The organism is Rhodococcus sp. MS16 (genome assembly GCF_013277795.1).
Classification (GTDB): Bacteria; Actinomycetota; Actinomycetes; order Mycobacteriales; family Mycobacteriaceae; genus Rhodococcus_F; species Rhodococcus_F globerula.
In genome coordinates this window covers 488,856-507,163 of record NZ_VBTM01000005.1, presented here as the reverse complement: position 1 = coordinate 507,163, position 18,308 = coordinate 488,856, and the positions used below count along the sequence as shown (strand labels likewise).

Annotated in this window: 14 protein-coding genes; 7 read left to right on the top strand and 7 right to left on the bottom strand. The window is 62.3% G+C overall.

What is annotated here, in order from left to right:
* Positions 1–123: 123 nt before the first annotated feature.
* Positions 124–1,698 carry an AMP-binding protein gene (locus FEZ60_RS15230; protein ID WP_172936396.1) on the top strand — a complete coding sequence of 525 codons (1,575 nt, stop codon included), beginning with the start codon at positions 124–126 and terminating at the stop codon, positions 1,696–1,698.
* Between the two features lie 98 nt (positions 1,699–1,796).
* Here FEZ60_RS15230 and FEZ60_RS15225 read toward each other — a convergent pair whose 3' ends face one another.
* Together FEZ60_RS15225 and FEZ60_RS15220 are read right to left on the bottom strand one after the other, a co-directional pair.
* Positions 1,797–2,513 (bottom strand): aspartate/glutamate racemase family protein, encoded by a 717-nt coding sequence (locus tag FEZ60_RS15225; RefSeq protein ID WP_172936395.1) that lies wholly within the window; start codon positions 2,511–2,513, stop codon positions 1,797–1,799.
* A gap of 2 nt (positions 2,514–2,515) precedes the next feature.
* Positions 2,516–3,931, bottom strand: a complete 1,416-nt coding sequence (locus FEZ60_RS15220) for an MFS transporter (protein WP_202026114.1) — start codon at positions 3,929–3,931, stop codon at positions 2,516–2,518.
* A 273-nt stretch (positions 3,932–4,204) separates the two neighbouring features.
* On the opposite strand from FEZ60_RS15220, the gene FEZ60_RS15215 reads away from it, so the two are divergent.
* The gene (locus FEZ60_RS15215; protein ID WP_172936394.1) at positions 4,205–4,879 is read left to right on the top strand and encodes a GntR family transcriptional regulator; all 675 of its coding nucleotides are present in this window, start codon (positions 4,205–4,207) and stop codon (positions 4,877–4,879) included.
* Between the two features lie 40 nt (positions 4,880–4,919).
* Here the strand turns inward: FEZ60_RS15215 and FEZ60_RS15210 are convergent, their stop codons facing one another.
* Together FEZ60_RS15210 and FEZ60_RS15205 are read right to left on the bottom strand one after the other, a co-directional pair.
* Positions 4,920–5,588: a response regulator gene (locus FEZ60_RS15210; protein ID WP_033235681.1), complete on the bottom strand. Its 669-nt coding sequence runs from the start codon at positions 5,586–5,588 to the stop codon at positions 4,920–4,922.
* Positions 5,585–7,228: a sensor histidine kinase gene (locus FEZ60_RS15205; protein ID WP_346343361.1), complete on the bottom strand. Its 1,644-nt coding sequence runs from the start codon at positions 7,226–7,228 to the stop codon at positions 5,585–5,587. The genes FEZ60_RS15210 and FEZ60_RS15205 overlap by 4 nt, the downstream gene beginning before the upstream one ends.
* A gap of 158 nt (positions 7,229–7,386) precedes the next feature.
* Here FEZ60_RS15205 and FEZ60_RS15200 point away from each other — a divergent pair, with 158 nt between their 5' ends.
* Positions 7,387–8,382, top strand: a complete 996-nt coding sequence (locus tag FEZ60_RS15200; protein ID WP_242484609.1) for a tripartite tricarboxylate transporter substrate-binding protein — start codon at positions 7,387–7,389, stop codon at positions 8,380–8,382.
* 95 nt (positions 8,383–8,477) lie between these two features.
* Positions 8,478–9,860, top strand: coding sequence for a citrate:proton symporter (locus tag FEZ60_RS15195; protein WP_172936392.1), 1,383 nt, complete (start codon positions 8,478–8,480; stop codon positions 9,858–9,860).
* A gap of 6 nt (positions 9,861–9,866) precedes the next feature.
* Here FEZ60_RS15195 and FEZ60_RS15190 read toward each other — a convergent pair whose 3' ends face one another.
* The gene (locus FEZ60_RS15190; RefSeq protein ID WP_245006080.1) at positions 9,867–10,979 is read right to left on the bottom strand and encodes a nitric oxide synthase oxygenase; all 1,113 of its coding nucleotides are present in this window, start codon (positions 10,977–10,979) and stop codon (positions 9,867–9,869) included.
* A gap of 308 nt (positions 10,980–11,287) precedes the next feature.
* Between FEZ60_RS15190 and FEZ60_RS15185 the strand changes: the two genes are divergently transcribed.
* Positions 11,288–12,448, top strand: a complete 1,161-nt coding sequence (locus FEZ60_RS15185; RefSeq protein WP_116101851.1) for a globin domain-containing protein — start codon at positions 11,288–11,290, stop codon at positions 12,446–12,448.
* 3 nt (positions 12,449–12,451) lie between these two features.
* Here the strand turns inward: FEZ60_RS15185 and FEZ60_RS15180 are convergent, their stop codons facing one another.
* On the bottom strand, positions 12,452–13,198 hold the full coding sequence (locus tag FEZ60_RS15180) for an FAD-binding oxidoreductase (RefSeq protein WP_033235678.1): 747 nt from the start codon (positions 13,196–13,198) through the stop codon (positions 12,452–12,454).
* Between the two features lie 16 nt (positions 13,199–13,214).
* Positions 13,215–14,393: an FAD-binding oxidoreductase gene (locus FEZ60_RS15175; RefSeq protein WP_233364085.1), complete on the bottom strand. Its 1,179-nt coding sequence runs from the start codon at positions 14,391–14,393 to the stop codon at positions 13,215–13,217.
* A 224-nt stretch (positions 14,394–14,617) separates the two neighbouring features.
* Between FEZ60_RS15175 and clpB the strand changes: the two genes are divergently transcribed.
* Together clpB and FEZ60_RS15165 are read left to right on the top strand one after the other, a co-directional pair.
* Positions 14,618–17,170: an ATP-dependent chaperone ClpB gene (gene clpB / locus FEZ60_RS15170; RefSeq protein ID WP_033235677.1), complete on the top strand. Its 2,553-nt coding sequence runs from the start codon at positions 14,618–14,620 to the stop codon at positions 17,168–17,170.
* A gap of 189 nt (positions 17,171–17,359) precedes the next feature.
* Entirely contained in the window at positions 17,360–18,256 is an 897-nt protein-coding gene (locus FEZ60_RS15165; RefSeq protein ID WP_242484608.1) for a hypothetical protein, read from the top strand.
* Positions 18,257–18,308: the final 52 nt, after the last annotated feature.

Sequence of the window (18,308 nt, the reverse complement as noted above, 5' to 3'; positions counted from 1 at the left end):
AGAAAGGCGCACGGGAGACGGAGGCCCCTCTGGAACCTGTTCCAGTTTTGTGCGATTGTGGATAACGTATTCGTGACCGGGAGCACATCTCGATGACGGCAGGCCAAGCAGAAGGAAGACCAGATGACAGACGAGTTTGCTGACCTCCACCGACCGATTTACGGTCCGGACCTGCTCATCACCGCCCTCGAACGGAACCACGACAAGCCGGCGCTGTACATCGGCGACGTTGTTCTCACCGGCGGACAGATGCGCGATCAGATCAGCTGCTTCGCCCAGGCACTCGCGTCGCTCGGAATCACCCAGGGCACCAGCACGGCGATGCTCTCCAAGAATCGACCCGAAGTACTCATCAGCATGGGCGCCACCATGATCACCGGTTGTCGCGCCAGCGCTCTCAATCCGATGGGCTCCCTCGACGACCACAAGTACATCGTCGACGACGCCGAGATCGAGACCCTCATCTTCGACCCCAACGCTTTCGAGGACAGGGCCGCCGAGTTGAAGGCGTCGTCGCCGTCGTTGACCACGATCCTGTCGATGGGCCCGTCGGAGATCGGCATCGACATTCTGGCTCTCGCGGCAACTTTCGAGCCGAAGCCGCTCAAAGCCGCACACGTCGACGCCGAGGACGCCAGCAGCATGGTGTACACCGGCGGCACAACCGGAAAGCCGAAAGGTGTTATCGGGTCGTTCCGTTCGGGCGCGGCGCTCAACCAGATCCAGATGTCGGAATGGCAGTGGCCCGAGGAGAATCGCTTCCTCATCTGCACGCCGCTGTCCCATGCCGGCGCCGCGTTCTTCACTCCGACGCTCCTGCGGGGCGGCGCGCTGATCGTGCTGCCCGCCTTCGAGCCCGGAGCAGTTCTCGAAGCGATAGAAAAGTACAAGATCACGGCAACCATGTTGGTGCCCACCATGATCTACATGCTCATGGACCATCCGGATTTCGAGAAGCGGGACGTCTCGAGTCTGCAGACGCTCTTCTACGGCGCATCCGCGATGTCACCGGCCCGCTTGCAGGAAGGAATCAAGAAGTTCGGTCAGATCTTCTTCCAGTTCTACGGTCAGAGTGAGTGCGGCATGACCATCTCGGTGCTCCGCAAGGAAGAGCACCTCGCCGACGACCCGGTCCGACTTGCCACGTGTGGCCGCCCGGTGCCGTGGCTCGACGTCCGGCTGCTCGACGACGATCTGAACGAGGTGCCGCAGGGCGAACTCGGTGAGATCTGCGTCCGAGGTCCTTTGGTCATGAAGGGGTACTGGAACAAGCCCGCCGAGACTGCAGAAGCCTTCCGCGGTGGCTGGCTGCACACCGGCGACATCGCGCGCAAGGACGTCGACGGGTTCCTGTCCATCGTCGATCGCAAGAAGGACATGATTGTGACCGGCGGTTTCAACGTGTTCCCGCGCGAGATCGAGGACGTGATCTCCGCGCACCCGTCCGTCGCGTCCGTGGCCGTGGTGGGTGTACCGGACGACAAGTGGGGCGAAGCCGTCAAGGCGTGCGTGGTCTTGCGCGGCGGCCTCACCGTCAGTACCGAAGAGTTGGTCGAGCGGGTGAAGGCGGCCAAGGGATCAGTACACGCACCCAAGAGCATCGACTTCGTGGACAGCCTGCCGCTGACACCGCTCGGCAAGCTCGACAAGAAGGCTCTGCGTGCGCAGTACTGGGAGACCAGCGACCGCGCTGTGTAGTCGTAGGAGTGAGCTGGCAGTAGGAGTGAGCACAGTTTTCCTCGAGTGAGCAGCCCCTGTAGCAGGAGGCAAGGGCTGCTCACTTCGCAAAACCTGTGTCAGCTTCGAGTTGAACTGCACTCCGACACGCTGCACTCCGACACGCTGCACTCCGCCAGCGCTTTCCGGACGGCGCTTGGAATAGGTTCGATCACCGTGGCGTCGGTGCGCAGCGAGAGCACTTGTGCGGGTTCGCTCAACGGTCCGCCGCCGATCACCACGGCTCGCGCGCCCGCCGCGACTGCACCGTCGATCGCGCTCCCCAACTGGCTGACACTGGCCGTTGTGTCTTGCGCCAGGGTCAGGGGATCGCCTTCGGTCAACCACAGTCCGGCGTAATCCCCTGTCGGGCAATACCACTGGACAAGGTCGTTCATCGCGTCCGCGAGCAGTCCCGTGGTGGTGGCGATGGCGAATCGTCGACCGTCTTGCGCGGCTTCCAGTATCGAGGCCTGTCCGATGCCTATGACGGGGATCTCGACGCGAGAACGTAATTCGTCGGCGCCGGGATCGCCGAACGCGCTGACGATCACCGCGACCGGTTGATACCGATCGATACCCACCATCGCTGCGTCGACCGCCCACCGCGCAGAGTTTTCCAAAGCCTGCGGTTCGACGATCATCTTCGGACCGCGCGCCGCAGTGACACCGACCGTGCGGAAACCCGTGCCGGTCAATACCGTGTTGGCTTTGGCGACCATGCGATCGGTGGTGTCTGCGTTGGTGTTCGGATTGACGAGCAGGATGGTGCGACGGCGATCGGTATCGGTGGACATGATCAGTCATCCTCCGGCATGGGCTGACCCACGGTTTCCTTGGGGAACTGAACGGCGATGGCGCAGACTGCGAACAGGCCGGCGAGCATCGCGAACATGGCTCCGACACCGGATGAATCGAGAACCGCACCGGCGATCAACGGGAACAACCCGCCGGACAGTGAACCAAGGGCGAGGATGACCGACGTGGCCAGGCCGCGGATGCGGGTGGGGTACTGCTCCGGCGCAAACAGCCAGATGGTGGTGTTGAGGACGATGACGCAGAAGTTGAACAGTGCTCCGAAGATGAGGACCAGTGGCATATTGACTGCAAAGAACCCGAACCCCAGACCTGCGACGACACCGAAGATCGCCGCCGCGGTCAGCGTGACTTTACGAGGTAGCCGACGCGCGATCATGGCCGCTGTCAGCGCACCCACCAATGAACCGGTCTGCATGACCAGCGTGTACCAGAGGGCGCTGGTGATCGACATGCCGCGCTCGGTGAGAATGACGGGGATCAAGGTCAGCATCGAGATCTGAGCCGCGTAGGACATGCAGACTGCAGTGCCCAGTGAGAGTGTTGCGCGGCGGAACCGCTTCCCGAACATCTCGGTCCACCGCGTGGTCGTGGTCGTGGTGACTTCTGCAGCCGTCGACGCGTCGAGGTACTGGTCCTGAACCTCGATTTCGCCCCGAAGTTTGCCCTGCGCAAGGCGATTGATCACGATGTTCGCTTCGTCGATCCGTCCGGTCGCGGCAAGGTAGCGAGGTGTTTCCGGCAAAGCCCGCCGATAGACGACAACTGCTAGGGCCGGCAGGATCAGCACACCGAAGAGCCAGCGCCACGCGTTGTCGCCGGAGAAGATGGCAAAGACAATGACTCCGAACAATGGGGCAAGCATATTTCCCAAACCTGCTGCGGCAACGTTGATCAGGCCGACAGCGGTGCCGCGGTGCTTTGCCGAGAAGAACTCGGACAGCATGATCACAGCAGTGGCTATTTCGCCGCCCAGGCCCAGTCCGACCAAGAACCGCGCGCCAACGAGGACTTCGTAATTCGGTGCCAGCGCACACAGCAACGAACCGACGGCAAACACCAACAGGTTGGCTCCGAGCAGGGTTCGGCGTCCGAAGCGGTCCATCAACGCCCCGGCAAGCAGGCGGCCCAATGCGACTGCGGTGAATGTCGCGGTGTTCAGCAGACCGATCTGGGTTCCACCGATTCCCCACTGTTCCTTGAGAGCCGGACCAGCGATACCAACGGTGTTCTGCTCGATCGCGTCGAAGAAGACGCCGAACAAGACCATCGCGACGATGCCGATATGGGCGGAGGTGATGCCGATCCTGCTGTACGACGCCTCGATCTGGTTGCTGAGGCTGGTGCGTTCGATGGGTGTTTCGCCGTGCGGTTTCATGTGTGGATCAACAGTCACCATTGCGGTGCCTTTCGTTGTTCAAGGACGGTAAGAATGGGTTGATTGGTATACCTGAGCTCGTTCAGGAATCTATGTCCAGATTTCGGCGATGCGATTGCTTGGCGGTAAAGATTGTGTTTCCAAGTGCGTATATTCAACGAAACTGGACCGTCCGGCGGAGTTGGCCGCGGGTACCTATATGGAGCACAGAGAGGAATTGGTATACCAAGAACGCTGAGTTGGGGTGCTGGATATCGTGTGAGGGAACATCAACGAAAGAGGAGTCGTAACCACGTGGGCGCACCAGAGAGACCGGAAAGCCTGTCACGTGTTGTGTTCGACGAAATCCGGGCGCGGATTCTCGACGGTCGCTTGCGCGCTGGAGAGCCGCTACCTGAACGTGACATCAGCGCAGAACTCGACGTTTCCCGGGTTCCGATCCGTGAGGCGCTTCCATTACTGGAAGCCGCCGGTTTGGTGAAGCTGTCGAAGCGTCGTCCGGCAGTGGTCACCTTTGTCACGCGCAGCGGAGTCGACGAACTGTACGACATCCGATCGGCGCTCGAACCGTTGATCGCAAAAAAAGCGGCCGCAGCGGTGGTGCGTGGCGCGGACGCGTCGTTGTTGCTCGGGGCGCTCGAACGGGCAGGCGTCGCCTTGGACGTCGGTGATCTCGACGCATTCCATTTCTCGAGTGGGCAGGTGCACAAGGGAATCGAAGCGCTGGCAGGCAACACGCTCTACGTGACCATCACCGAACCCTTGCGAGAACGTAGCGAGCGACTGAACGTGGCAAACATGGAACGGGATCCAGCCAAGCGTCACGGCGAGCACGTCGCCTTGGTCGAAGCCATTGCCAACGCCGACGTCGAACTAGCTGCGGCAGTTGCTTACTCGCACGTGGAATGGGGGAGGGCGCGCACCTTCGAGACGTTATCCTCGGTACCGGGATACGATCCGAATCAGTAGCCCAGACCTCAGCTTGTCCAGACCTCAGCGTGTCCAGGTCTCAGCGTTTCCAGACGTAGCGTCGTTCCGGGCGGCCCACCACTCCGTACTTCAGGGACGTGGTGGACTGCCCGCTCGCGCACAGGTGCTCGAGGTAGCGACGCGCGCTTGCCCGCGAGATGCCGACGCGTTCGGAAATGTCTGTCGCCGAGGCAGGTTCCGCTTCTCCGCGCAGTGCGGTCTCGACCAACTGCAGGGTCTCGGGACTCAGGCCCTTCGGCAGGGGTGCTGCCACAACACCGGCTACACCGAACGCTTCGTCGACGGCGGTCTGCTCGGCTTCACCCGCGCTGTCGAGGTTCGCGTACGTCGATCGGTACCGCTCGAGACGGTCACGGAGAACGTCGAATGTGAACGGCTTCATCAGATAATGCACGACGCCGCTGCGTAGTGCCTTCTTCACCGAGCCTGCCTCGCGCTCGCTGGTGATCACCAGAACGTCGAGTTCGGGCACCAGTTCCCGGAACGGAGCGATCAGATCGAGCCCTGTTGTTCCGGGCAGGTGGACGTCGAGAAGCACCAGATCGGGAACCAGGTCTCCGACGGCAGCCAGCGCGGCCTCGGCGGAGTGCGCAACACCGCATACCTCGAAACCGTCTATCCGCGAGACAAATCCGCTGTGCACACGCGCGACCATGAAGTCGTCGTCGACTACCAGAACTCGGATCATTCGCTCTCTCCGTCATGTAGGACTGCGGTGAAGACGGTCCACTCGAGACCCTCCGCAGTGTGAGTGCTCACGGAGACGTCACCGCCGCGCCGCCGACATGTCAGGCGCACCAACGCCAACCCGAATCCGTGACCGTCGCTCGATTGTCCCTTGGTGCTCCAGCCCTGGCTGAACACCCGCTCTCGATTTTCGGGCGCGACACCGGGGCCGGCGTCCTCGACACGCACTTCGACGGCGGCGCCCAAACCGCGAATGGACAACCGAACCGTGCGCCGCTCCGTTTCCGACATTTCAGCGACGGCATCGACGGCATTGTCGACGAGGTTTCCGACCACCGTCGCCACATCGCGCCCGAGCGCGCGTTCGAGAGTGCCCAGATGCGAATCGGCAGACAAGTCGACGGTCACAAATCCCTGTGCCGCCGCGCCGATCTTGGCAATGACAAGCGCGGCGGTGCCCACATCGGCGATCTTGTCGGTGACCGCCGCGCTGATCTGCGCCCGCTCCATGGTCAAGCCTTCGACGTAGCCGACAACTTCGTCGTATTCGCCCAGTTGGATGAGGCCGGAGATGGTGTGCAGTTGATTGTCGAACTCGTGAATGTGAGCGCGCAGTGCGTCGGTGCTGGTTTTGGTGACGTCGAGTTCTTCCTCCACAGCCCGCAATTCGGTGCGATCACGGAACGTGGTGACCGACCCGATGGTGCGGCCTTTGGACTCGATGAGCACGGTGTTGAGAACTAGCAGCCGATCGCCGACCAGAACCAACTGATCGGATTCCGTTGTCCCGGAGGTCAGAACGCTCTGCAAGCGATCGTCGAGTCCTAGATCTCGGACGGATTTGCCCGCGCTGCCGTAGGCGATGTCGAGAAGTTGGTGGGCGCTCTCGCTCATCAGCACTACACGCCCCTGCGCGTCGAAGGCGATGACTCCCTCCTTGAGGCCGCGCAGCATTGCCTCGCGGTGGCGGACAAGATCGAGGATCTCGCCGGGTTCCATGCCGAGCGTCTGCCGTTTGACCCTGCGGGCCAACAGGATCGAGCCGACTGCGCCGATCACCGAAGCAACTGCGAGATACACCAGGAGGTTCGGCGCCGACTGCAGTAGGCGGGTCCAAATCGACGGGTACTCGATCCCGACTACGGCGCTGCCGATGATCGAACCCTCGTTGCCGAGAATCGGAACCTGCGCTTCGACGGCCTTGCCGGAGGACGTGTCGACCAGTCCCGTCTCGGACCGGCCCTGAGTCTGCGGCATGGCAGTGCCGACATCGCCGGGGCGGGTGGAAATGACAACGGTGCCCTCTCGATCGGCAAGAGACACGTACGTGACACCGGAGATTGCACGCACCGAATCGACAGATCCCTGCAGCCCCGAGCGGATACGGGTCTGAGCCCCGGGGAGTAGTTCTCGCACTGCCGGATTGGCGGCAAGCGACTCTGCTGCCGAGAGTGCGCGGCGCCCCTCCTCGCGCTGGAAACTCGCCGACGACTGCGCAAGCGAGAGTGCGGTCACGCAGAGAAGAACCGCCACGACGATCAGGAGTTGCAGTTCGAGTAGCTGTGTCGCCAATGTCTGTCGTCGACGACGGAAGCGAGCGCGCAGCGGTATGCGTTCGGCCTGCGCGTTTCCTGTGGACACCTGCCAGACCATAGCGCGGTAGTCGGGCGCCGGGAAAGTGGCTGTTTGTGAGCACAATGAGCACAAAGCACTTTGCGTTCCCAATGGTGACTCCAGTCACAAAGTGCGCCAGTATGAAATCTGTTCACACATCGAACCAGGCAGGAAAGGGCAACATCATGAGTGCATCGACGCGGCTGAGCAGGCGTATCGCCCTGCTGGCTGCTTGCGCGATGGCTCTCGCGGCGGCGATCGGATGCACTCCGGTCGAGTCCTTCCTCGCTGGTGGCCAGGCAGGAGCCAGTTCCGAGGAATTGCGCATCCTGGTGCCGTCGGTTGCCGGTGGTGGTTACGACCTGACCGCCCGAACCATGGTGCAAGCCCTTGCCGACGAGGGAACCGCCACCGCCGACGTCGTGGTTCTGCCCGGATCGGGTGGCATCGTCGGACTCAACCGACTGGTTCTCGAACGGGGTAACTCCGATCTCCTCATGGTGATGGGGCTCGGTGTGCTCGGATCCGTGGAAATTCTGCCGTCCCAGCACACGCTTGCCGACGCGACCCCGATCGCGCGGTTGATGGACGAACCGGAAGCTGTTCTGGTTCCGGCAGATTCGCCGTTCACAACCCTGGCGGATCTGACATCGGCGTGGACCCAAGACCCGTCGTCGATCTCGATAGGCGGGGGATCGAGCGAAGGTGGACCGGACGGGCTGTTCCGGCTTCTCCTGGCGCGGGCCGTCGGCGTCGATCCTGCGCTGTCCCCGTCGCTCACGTACGACGGCGGCGGTGAACTGCTACCAGCGCTATTGACCGGGCAGGTCGATGTCGCGGCAACCGGTCTCGGTGAATACCTGGATCAGATTGCGGCAGGAACGGTTCGGGTTCTTGCGGTCAGTTCACCGCAGCGCTCGCCGGCGGTGGACGCGCCCACCTTGGCTGAACTGGGCGTCGACGTCACCTTCACGAACTGGCGAGGCCTCATGGCGCCGCCGGGGCTGACCGACGATCAGCGACTGCGTCTGCAGACGCTGGTGACGGACTTGACGGCCAGCCCGCGATGGAACGAGCTTTCCCGCCGAAACGGTTGGAACAGTGCAGTTCTCACCGAACCCGAGTTCTCCGAGTTCCTGCAAGATCAATCCCGGTTTGTTGCTGCGACTTTGGACCGGTAGGGCGTCAACACAGAAGTTTCGTTTCACCCTCAGTAGGACATCAGCTGGATTTGCTGTGCCTTCTTCTCCTCGTTCCGTACGCAAAGGAGCTCACCATGCTCGTCACACTCGGCTTCCTCATGGTTGCGGTGTTCATGTTTCTCATCCTCACCAAACGTGCAACACCGGTGGTGGGACTGACACTGGTTCCCGTGGCCTTCGGATTACTTGCCGGAGCGGGCCTCGGGATCGGCGACATGATCACCGACGGCATCAAATCGCTTGCCCCCACCGCGGCGCTGTTGTTCTTCGCGATCATCTTCTTCGGCATCATGATCGACGTCGGGTTGTTCGATCCGCTCGTGAAGTTCATTCTCCGGTTGGTGCGTGACGATCCGATGCGCTTGGTGGTCGGCACCGCAGTTCTGGCGATGGTGGTCTCCCTCGACGGCGACGGTTCCACGACGTTCATCATCGTGACGTCCGCGATGTTGCCGCTCTACCTCAAACTCGGAGTCAGTCCGGTGGTGCTGACAGTGGTCGCCGGGCTGTCCAACGCGACGATGAACATCATTCCGTGGGGCGGTCCTACCGTCCGGGCCGCCAGCGCCTTGGGACTTTCGCCGTCCGACGTCTTTGTTCCGATGGTGCCGTCGCTGATCGTCGGATTGATCATGGTGCTCGGGTTTTCGGTTCATCTCGGGATCATGGAGCGTCGCCGGATCGGGACTTTGGTCCTCACTTCTGAACGCATCCTCGAAAAGGTCGGAAACGGAGGAACTTCCAGCGCCGACAGCGATAACAGTGGCAACGCCGACAACAGTGACGACGGCGGCGACACCGGACGCTTCATCGACGGCCTCGACCCCAAGCGGGATACTTTGCGGCCGAAGCTCCTGTGGTTCAACGCCGCGCTGACGACTGTCCTTCTGGTTGTTCTCGTCATGGATGTGCTGCCCATCCCGGTGCTGTTCATGATCGCGTCATCGATCGCTCTCGCGGTGAACTTCCCGGCCGTCAAGGATCAGGGTGAGGCGATTGCCCGGCACTCGGCGAGCATCGTGTCCGTTGTCGCGATGGTGTTAGCGGCAGCTGTGCTGACCGGCGTTTTTCAGGGCACCGGCATGGTCGAGGCAATGGCCGAATGGCTCCTGCAGGTCATTCCCGACGCGATGGGCTCCCACCTGGCCGTCATCACCGGCGTCCTGAGCATTCCGCTCACGTTCTTCATGACCAACGACGCCTTCTACTTCGGCGTACTGCCGGTGCTGTCGGAGACGGCGGCGCAGTACGGAATCGAGCCGGTGGAGATGGCTCGGGCGTCGATCACCGGGCAGGCAGTACACATGCAGAGCCCGCTGGTCCCGGCGATTCTGCTGCTCGTGACGTTAGCCGGTGTGTCTTTGGCGGATCACCACAAGAAGGTCCTGTGGCGAGCCGGCCTCATCTCGATCACGATGCTCGTGGTCGGAGTTGCGTTGGGGCAGATCCCGTTCTGAGCGTGATCACGTGTGGAAGGGGCATCGACCTTGGTCGGTGCCCTTTTTCTTCGTCACGAAGTTGGGGCGGATCGAGAGATCTGGCTCGTCGTAGAGGCGATGGAACGTCGGAGTGAGAGAACTGGACATCGGCGGGTTCACCCAGGACCAGTCCGTCGGGCACTTGCGTCCCGCCTTCTCTTCGCGCGCGATGTGGTCGATGAATTGTTTTGCGACAGTGTGGTGGTCGACCATGATGACGCCGGCCTTGCGATAGCTGTGAATAACTGCGCGGTTCAATTCGACCAGAGCACGGTCCTTCCACAGAGTGCGGTCGTGGCTCGTATCGAGTTCCAAATGCGATGCCACGGCGGGAAGCATGTTGTAGCGATCGGTGTCGCTGAAGTTGCGGGCGCCCACTTCGGTACTGACGTACCAACCGCTGAACGGAGTGCAGGGGTAGACGATTCCGCCGATATCGAGATTCATGTCCGAGACTGCCGGAACGGCGTGCCATTTAAGGCCCAGGTCAGCGAACCATGGGTAGTCGGGATGCTCGATGGGTACCTCGAGGACAAGGTCTGCAGGCACGTCGAAGTACTGCAGTGGTTCGTCCGGAACCGAAATGAGCAGGGGTAGAACGTCGAACGGCGTTCCGGCGCCCTTCCATCCCATCGACGTAACCTGTTCTGTCAGGTCGACGTGCCACGGGTCGCCCAGAATTGTGCCGTCCGGCTGCCGGTAGCCGGCGTAGCGGATCAGTTGCGGGCTGAGGATGCGGTACTCCTGCCCGTCCTCGCGGGGAAGTGGTCCGACGGTGACGACGGACTGGAGTGCGCCGCCGTTGGTCGAGAGTCGCAGGTGTTCCCAACAGGCTTCCGCCAGTGCGTATGCGGTGACGGCATCGCGGGCGTCTATGAGCTTGAGGGTGCGCCAATGTGCGCGTCCGACGCACCGTGCGTGGTTGCGCCACGCGAGTTTGGCTCCGACCAGAAGTTCTTCGGCGGTGTGGGTGTACGTTCCGGTCCGATGCAGTTCCCGCAGCGCTTCGTGTCTTCTCGACGTCGGCAGGTGGCTCAGTTCCGGAGAGTCGAAGAACTCCACGCACTCGAGTTCGCGGCGTTGAAGATCGGTAGGCACCGGAGGATGTGATGCGAGCGGAGTTGAAGGAGCGCTACCTGTTGGCAATGCATCCGGTCGAACAATATCCACGGCACGACTCCTGTTTGGCTGGTTCGGATTTCGCTGGACGTTAGCTCAACTGTCGAGCGTGTCGAAACCCTTGCTTATTTTGCACCCCCCGGCGAAAAAGGGACGGGCGTACCGAAAAAATCGACGTGACGTGTGACATATACGGCCAAACATTTACGAGTTGGACATTTGTGACATAAGCTCCCCTCGGAAAGTTTGCGGCTGGTCTGCCGCGAAAAATCGGGACGAGGATAAGCGTGGATTCGCAAGCAATTTCTCTGGTCCGGTCGAGCTTCAAGTCCATCGTCGCTGAAGAAGGCGGCCCGGAGCGGCTTGCCCGGACCTTCTATTCGCTGCTGTTCGCGCGCTCACCGGAGACACGCGAGTTCTTTCCGGCTGCAATGGACGTGCAGCGTGACCGTCTGTTCACGGCGATAGCTTACGTTGTCGAACGACTCGACGAGACCGATGAAATTCTTGAATATCTCGCGCAATTGGGCCGCGATCATCGCAAATACGGTGTAACGGACGAGCATTACCAAGCCGTCGGCAATTCGATGATCGAAGCCTTCGAGCTGTTCGGCGGCGCCGAGATGTGGACCGACGAGGTCGACAGCGCCTGGCGCAACGCCTTGGCTGTCATCTCCGCAGCCATGATGGACGCGGCAAACGCAGAAGACGGACCGCCCGCCTGGAGTGCCACGGTAATCGAGACGCGCACCGCGATCAGAGGAGTCGCGATCGTGCGACTCCAACTCGATCAGCCCATGGACTACCGACCCGGTCAATACGTCAGTGTGCAGGTTGGCGCGCGGCCCCGGATGTGGCGATACCTTTCCCCGGCCAATCCGCCGGACGGATCGGGAATCATCGAGTTCCACATCCGTCAGGTAACCGGCGGCTGGGTCAGCCCCGCAATGGTCACGCAGACCACCGTCGGAGACATCTGGGTGATCGGGTCACCGATCGGCGGCCTCGGAATTCCGGAGAACACCAAAGACCTCCTGATGATCGCGTCGGGAACCGGCGTTGCACCGCTGCGCGCACAGATCCTGGAACTGATCCGTCGCGGCAATACTCGCAAGGTTCACTTGTTCTACTCCGGTGCGCATCCGTGCGATCTGTACGACCTCCCACATCTGTGGGCCCTCGCCGAGCGACATCCCTGGCTCACCATCGTCCCGGTCTCGGAAGACGACACCAATCCGTGGTGGCACACCGAGACCGAACCGCTGTCACCGATCGGAATGCCGAAGCGGATGACCGGAAAAGTCGGCAAGGTCGTCACATCGTTCGGGAAATGGGCGGGATGCGACATTCAAGTCGTCGGAAACGAATCCGTCGTGAACAGCACCAAATTCCGGCTCCGGGCCGTCGGCATCGACGCCGCGACCGTCCGCAGTGATCCCACGTACTGACCGTCAGTAAGGGTCGAAGCTTATGGCCTCGGCCGGCGTTCCCGTCGCAATCAGCCGATCTCGCGTCGAACGCACCATCGCAGCCGACCCACACACCAACACCTGGTGCTCGGTGAAGGCCCCGTACGACGAGACGACGTCGGCAAGCGTTCCCTCTACCAGATGATCCTCGCCGAAACCGATGTCGACGCCGAGCCTGTCGGCCCAGCCGTCGGGTGGGCCGGCGTCCGTGAGATCTTCGACGACGGGAATCGGTTGCAGCCACGGCAGTTCGTGGGCGAGTATCCACAGCATGTCCGCCGCGTACAGATCGCGAAGCGTTCGACCGCCGAAAAACAGGTAGACCAGCGGCGGATTCGGCGACTGGGCCAGATCGAGGATGATCGACCGCATCGGCGCCAAACCGGTTCCGCCCGCGATCATGATGACGGGCGGACCGTTCTCGTCGACGGCAAGATTGCCGCGCGGATCGATGATCGTCCACATGTCGCCGGGTTGAGTGTCCTTGACTATCGCACCGCTCACCCAACCGCCGGGAACCGTCTTGACGTGGAACTCGAGCTTCCCGTCCTGCGACGGTGGCAGCGCGGGGGACAGCCGGCGAAGCAAGCGGGCATTCTGCGGCACGCTCACATCCACGTATTGACCCGGCCGGAACGGCACGACGTCGCCGATCAGGCGAACCACGGCCAGATCCTCACGCAGGCGGTGATGTTCGACGACAGTGCTGGTCCAGGATCGTGAAGTCATGGATGTCTCCTGAAAGTCAGTAGAGCGGGTCGTGCAGGATCTGGTCGATCGGAGTGCCACCGGCCCGCAACGCGTAGATCGTGGTCTTGATCATCGACGGTGACCCCGAGATCTGGATCTGACGGTCCGCCCACGAACCGAACCGCGCAACGACCCGACCGATAGGGCCGGTCAGGCGTGAATGCATACCGAATGGCGGCTCGAGTGCCGGCCCGCTGTGCCACCACGGATTCTCGGCTTCCTCGGACACCGGTACGACGGTCAGCCACGGGTTGCTGAGCGAAATGTGCCACAAGGTCTCGAGATCGTAGAGATCACACGGGTAGCGTCCGCCGACAAAAAGATGAACACGCGGATTCTGCGCTCGCTGAGACATTTCCATCACCTGAGCGCGCAGCGGCGCGATCCCGGTGCCCGAACCGATCATCAGGACGTCGCGGTCGTGTGTGAAGTCCACTTCCAGGCCGCCGAGCGGAGTGGACATGACCCATTGGTCGCCCACATTGGTCTCAGTGACGATTGCCGGGCTCACCCAGCCGCCCGAGACCTTGCGGACGTGGAACTCGAGTTGGCCGAAGGGATTGGTCGGAATGGCGGGGGAGTAGTACCGCCACATTCGGGGGCGTTGGGGTACCTGCACCCCGACGTACTGACCAGCGCCGTACGGAATGGGCGGGTCGGTTTCGAGGCGCACTATCGCAAGATCGTCGAGCACCCGTTCGTGACTGACGACGGTTCCGCCCCACAGCGCCGGGGTGGTATCGGACTCGGCGCCTTCCGCCATCGTGCTCACGACGAACTCGGTGAACTCGGACCAGGCCTCTTCGAGTTCGGGTGTCCACTTGTACCGACTGTGGGCGCTGGTCCCGTGCATCGACTTCACGGCGCGCCTCATCGCAACTCCGGCAGCCCGGTAGTGCTCGCGTTCGACACCGTAGCGACGATGGTCGAGGCCGAGTTGAGTCAGGAATTTCCGGATCCTGCGCTGCTGCGGCAGGTTCTTCACGACAAATTCGATAGCGGTCACAAACCTGTGGCCTTGGGATTCCATCCCGGCCGGGAACAATGAGCGGTACAGAGGATGTTCGGCAAAGAGGGCCGTGTAGAACAGAGCTGAAAAGTGGGCGCGAGAGTCGTCGTCGTCGGCCAGAGCGTCGAGGCTGGATTGCAGGCGGGCGATCACCGTCGGATCCAATCGACACCCCTTTCGCAACAGCTGCAACTCTCGTCCCAATTCTAGTACGGCTCGAATTGTTACAAACGATGGCGAACCCGCCTGGCCAAATCAAACTTGAGCGGAATAGACTCAAGTTTGTCCGCGTTGAGCATATTGACACGGCCGCACCACCACCCGGAGCGGCCCACAACTTCGACTTCGACGCGCTTGTGGCGACCGGAGCCCGGCCAGAAAGGTGACAAGTGGACTCGTTCACACCAACAACCAAGACCCAGGCTGCGATGACGGCTGCACTGCAGTCGGCGTCGTCGGCGGGTAACCCCGACATTCGACCGGCACACCTGCTGGTCGCACTCCTCGACCAAACCGACGGCATCGCCGGCCCGCTGCTCAAAGCAGTGGGCGTCGATCCCACCGTCGTGCATCGCGAAGCTCAGAGCATGGTGGATCGCCTGCCGAAAACCACCGGTGCGAGCTCGACGCCCCAGCTCGGGCGTGAAGCACTCGCGGCGCTGACCTCCGCGCAGCACCTCGCCACCGAGATGGACGACGAGTACGTCTCCACCGAGCATGTGCTGTACGGACTTGCCGACGGTGATTCCGACGTCGCGACCCTGCTGAAGAATCACGGTGCGACACCAATCGCGCTGCGTGAGGCGTTCACCACAGTTCGCGGGAGCGCGCGTGTCACCAGCCCGGAGCCGGAAGGCACCTACCAAGCGCTGGAAAAGTACTCCACCGACCTCACCGAAGCCGCACGCAGCGGCAAGCTCGACCCGGTGATCGGCCGCGACACCGAGATTCGACGCGTTGTGCAGGTGCTCTCGCGTCGCACCAAGAACAACCCGGTACTCATCGGTGAGCCAGGCGTCGGCAAAACCGCGATCGTGGAGGGCCTTGCCCAACGCATCGTCGCGGGTGACGTCCCGGAATCGCTGCGCGGAAAGACCGTCATCTCCCTGGACCTCGGGTCCATGGTGGCCGGTGCCAAGTATCGCGGTGAGTTCGAGGAGCGCCTCAAGGCAGTTCTCGACGACATCAAGAACAGCGCCGGACAGGTCATCACCTTCATCGACGAGCTGCACACCATCGTCGGCGCCGGAGCCACCGGTGAATCCGCGATGGACGCAGGCAACATGATCAAGCCGATGCTCGCCCGCGGTGAGCTGCGGCTGGTCGGTGCCACCACGCTCGAGGAATACCGCAAGTACATCGAGAAGGACGCCGCACTCGAGCGTCGCTTCCAGCAGGTACTCGTCGGTGAGCCCTCGGTCGAGGACACCGTAGGCATCCTGCGCGGCCTCAAGGAGCGCTACGAAGTGCACCACGGCGTGCGCATCACCGACTCCGCGCTGGTAGCAGCCGCTTCGCTGTCCGACCGCTACATCACGTCGCGGTTCCTGCCGGACAAGGCCATCGACCTCGTCGACGAAGCAGCGTCGCGTCTGCGCATGGAGATCGACTCGCGTCCCGTCGAGATCGACGAGGTGGAACGTACCGTCCGCCGACTCGAGATCGAGGAAGTGGCACTCGAGAAGGAAACCGACGACGCGTCGAAGGCGCGGCTCGAGAAGTTGCGCCAAGAACTTGCCGACGACCGCGAGAAGCTCAGTCAGCTCAGTACTCGCTGGCAGAACGAGAAGCAGGCCATCGACTCGGTGCGCGTGCTCAAGGAACAGCTCGAATCCCTGCGAGGAGAGTCCGAACGCGCTGAGCGTGACGGCGATCTGGGCAAGGCAGCCGAGCTGCGCTACGGCCGCATCCCCGCGTTGGAGAAGGAACTGGAAGCCGCAGCAGAGGCTTCCGGCGCCGCCTCCGACGGCGACGTGATGCTCAAGGAAGAGGTCGGTCCGGACGACGTCGCAGACGTGGTCGCAGCCTGGACCGGCATTCCGGCCGGCCGAATGCTGGAAGGCGAAACCGAGAAGCTGCTCCGAATGGAGTCCGAACTCGGCAAGCGCGTCGTCGGACAGACTGATGCCGTCGTCGCCGTCTCGGATGCGGTTCGCCGCGCCCGAGCAGGTGTCGCCGACCCCAATCGGCCCACCGGTTCGTTCCTGTTCCTCGGCCCGACCGGCGTCGGTAAGACGGAGCTCGCCAAAGCCTTGGCGGACTTCCTCTTCGACGACGAGCGCGCGATGATCCGCATCGACATGAGCGAATACGGTGAGAAGCACTCGGTGGCCCGACTCGTCGGTGCCCCTCCGGGATACGTCGGTTACGAAGCCGGCGGCCAGCTCACCGAAGCAGTTCGGCGACGCCCGTACTCGGTGGTCCTCTTCGACGAGGTCGAAAAGGCACACCCCGACGTGTTCGACGTCCTGCTCGCAGTGCTCGACGAAGGCCGACTCACCGACGGTCAAGGCCGCACGGTGGACTTCCGCAACACCATCCTGATCCTGACCTCCAACCTGGGATCCGGTGGAACACGCGAGCAGGTCATGGACGCGGTACGCCACGCGTTCAAGCCCGAGTTCATCAACCGTCTCGACGACGTGGTCATCTTCGACTCGCTCTCCGAAGAGCAGTTGGAGCACATCGTGGACATCCAGCTCGAGCAGCTGCAGAAGCGTCTGGCTGCGCGTCGACTCACCCTCGAGGTGAACGGGGCGGCTCGGATGTGGCTCGCGGTGCGCGGCTACGACCCGCTGTACGGCGCTCGGCCACTGCGTCGACTCGTCCAGCAGTCGATCGGCGACCAGCTCGCCAAACTGCTCCTGGCCGGCAAAGTCCAGGACGGAGACACCGTGAACGTGGGTGTCAGCGAGGACGCGGACCAGCTGGTTCTGTCCTGACCGTTCTGCCGCTGATGCGGTAACTGCAATGCCCCGTCGATCCATGCGGATCGGCGGGGCATTCGCGTTTTCTCTACCCTGGTTTTGTCGACGCTGGTTTTGTCGACGTTGTTTTTGTCTACGCTGAACGGCTGGATGCTCGTACGGCAGATGTGCGCACCCGTACGTCCGAAATGAAGGTGGCCAGGAATGACTGATCAGAACGATCCGCGTAAGTCGGACCAGCCGACCGAGCATTTCGAGATTCCCGAGCAGTACCAGAACCCCGAGCAGTACCAGAACCCACAGCAGTACCCCTACGGTGGGCCGGATCAGAACACCGAGTACCTGGGTCAGCCGAACCAGCAGGGCCAGCAGGGTCAGCCCAACCCGACGCAGGCGTTTCCGCCCTATAACCCGCAGTTCGATCCGCAAGCCCCACCGCCCGGCGCGACGCAGGCGTACCCGACATACAACGCGCAGCAGTACGGGCAGACGCAGCAGTACGGGCAGACGCAGCAGTACGGACAGACTCAGCAGTATCCGGTTGGCGGCGGAAGTGGCGGCGGGGTGCCGCCGGAGCAACCATTCTTGGACAGTGGGTCGCCGGATGGTGGGAAGCGACGCAAGCTCGGGACCTGGATCGCGGCGGGAGTTGTCGGCATCCTGGTTGCCGTCGTCGCGATCATCGGGATTTCGTTGTTCGGTTCCTCGGGTGAATCGGGAACGCAGACGGCATTTGTTCCGCCAACCAGCACGGTGGCGCCGACGACGCCCAAACCTACGACCACCGCACCTGCGCCGTCGCCTACATCCTCGCCGCTCGAAAACCTGCCTGGCGGACTCGGTGATGTCATCGGCCAAGCCGGCGGAGCTGTCGGCACAGTGGTGTCCAATGACGGCGGCACCCTGGTCATCAACTCGATCGGTGGATCTCAGACCACCATTCTCACCACACCTGAGACGACGCTGATCGCGTTCAACCGATCATCTGTTGCTGACCTGCAACCGGGTGACAACATCGTCGTCGACGGCACCCCGGTGGAGAACGGCACGATGACCGCAAAGACGATTCTCGATACTTCATTGCCGTCGTTCGGCAACTGAGCCAGCGTGTCGTCGCGCTTATGAGACTTGGATCGAGGGGTTTCGCAGCACC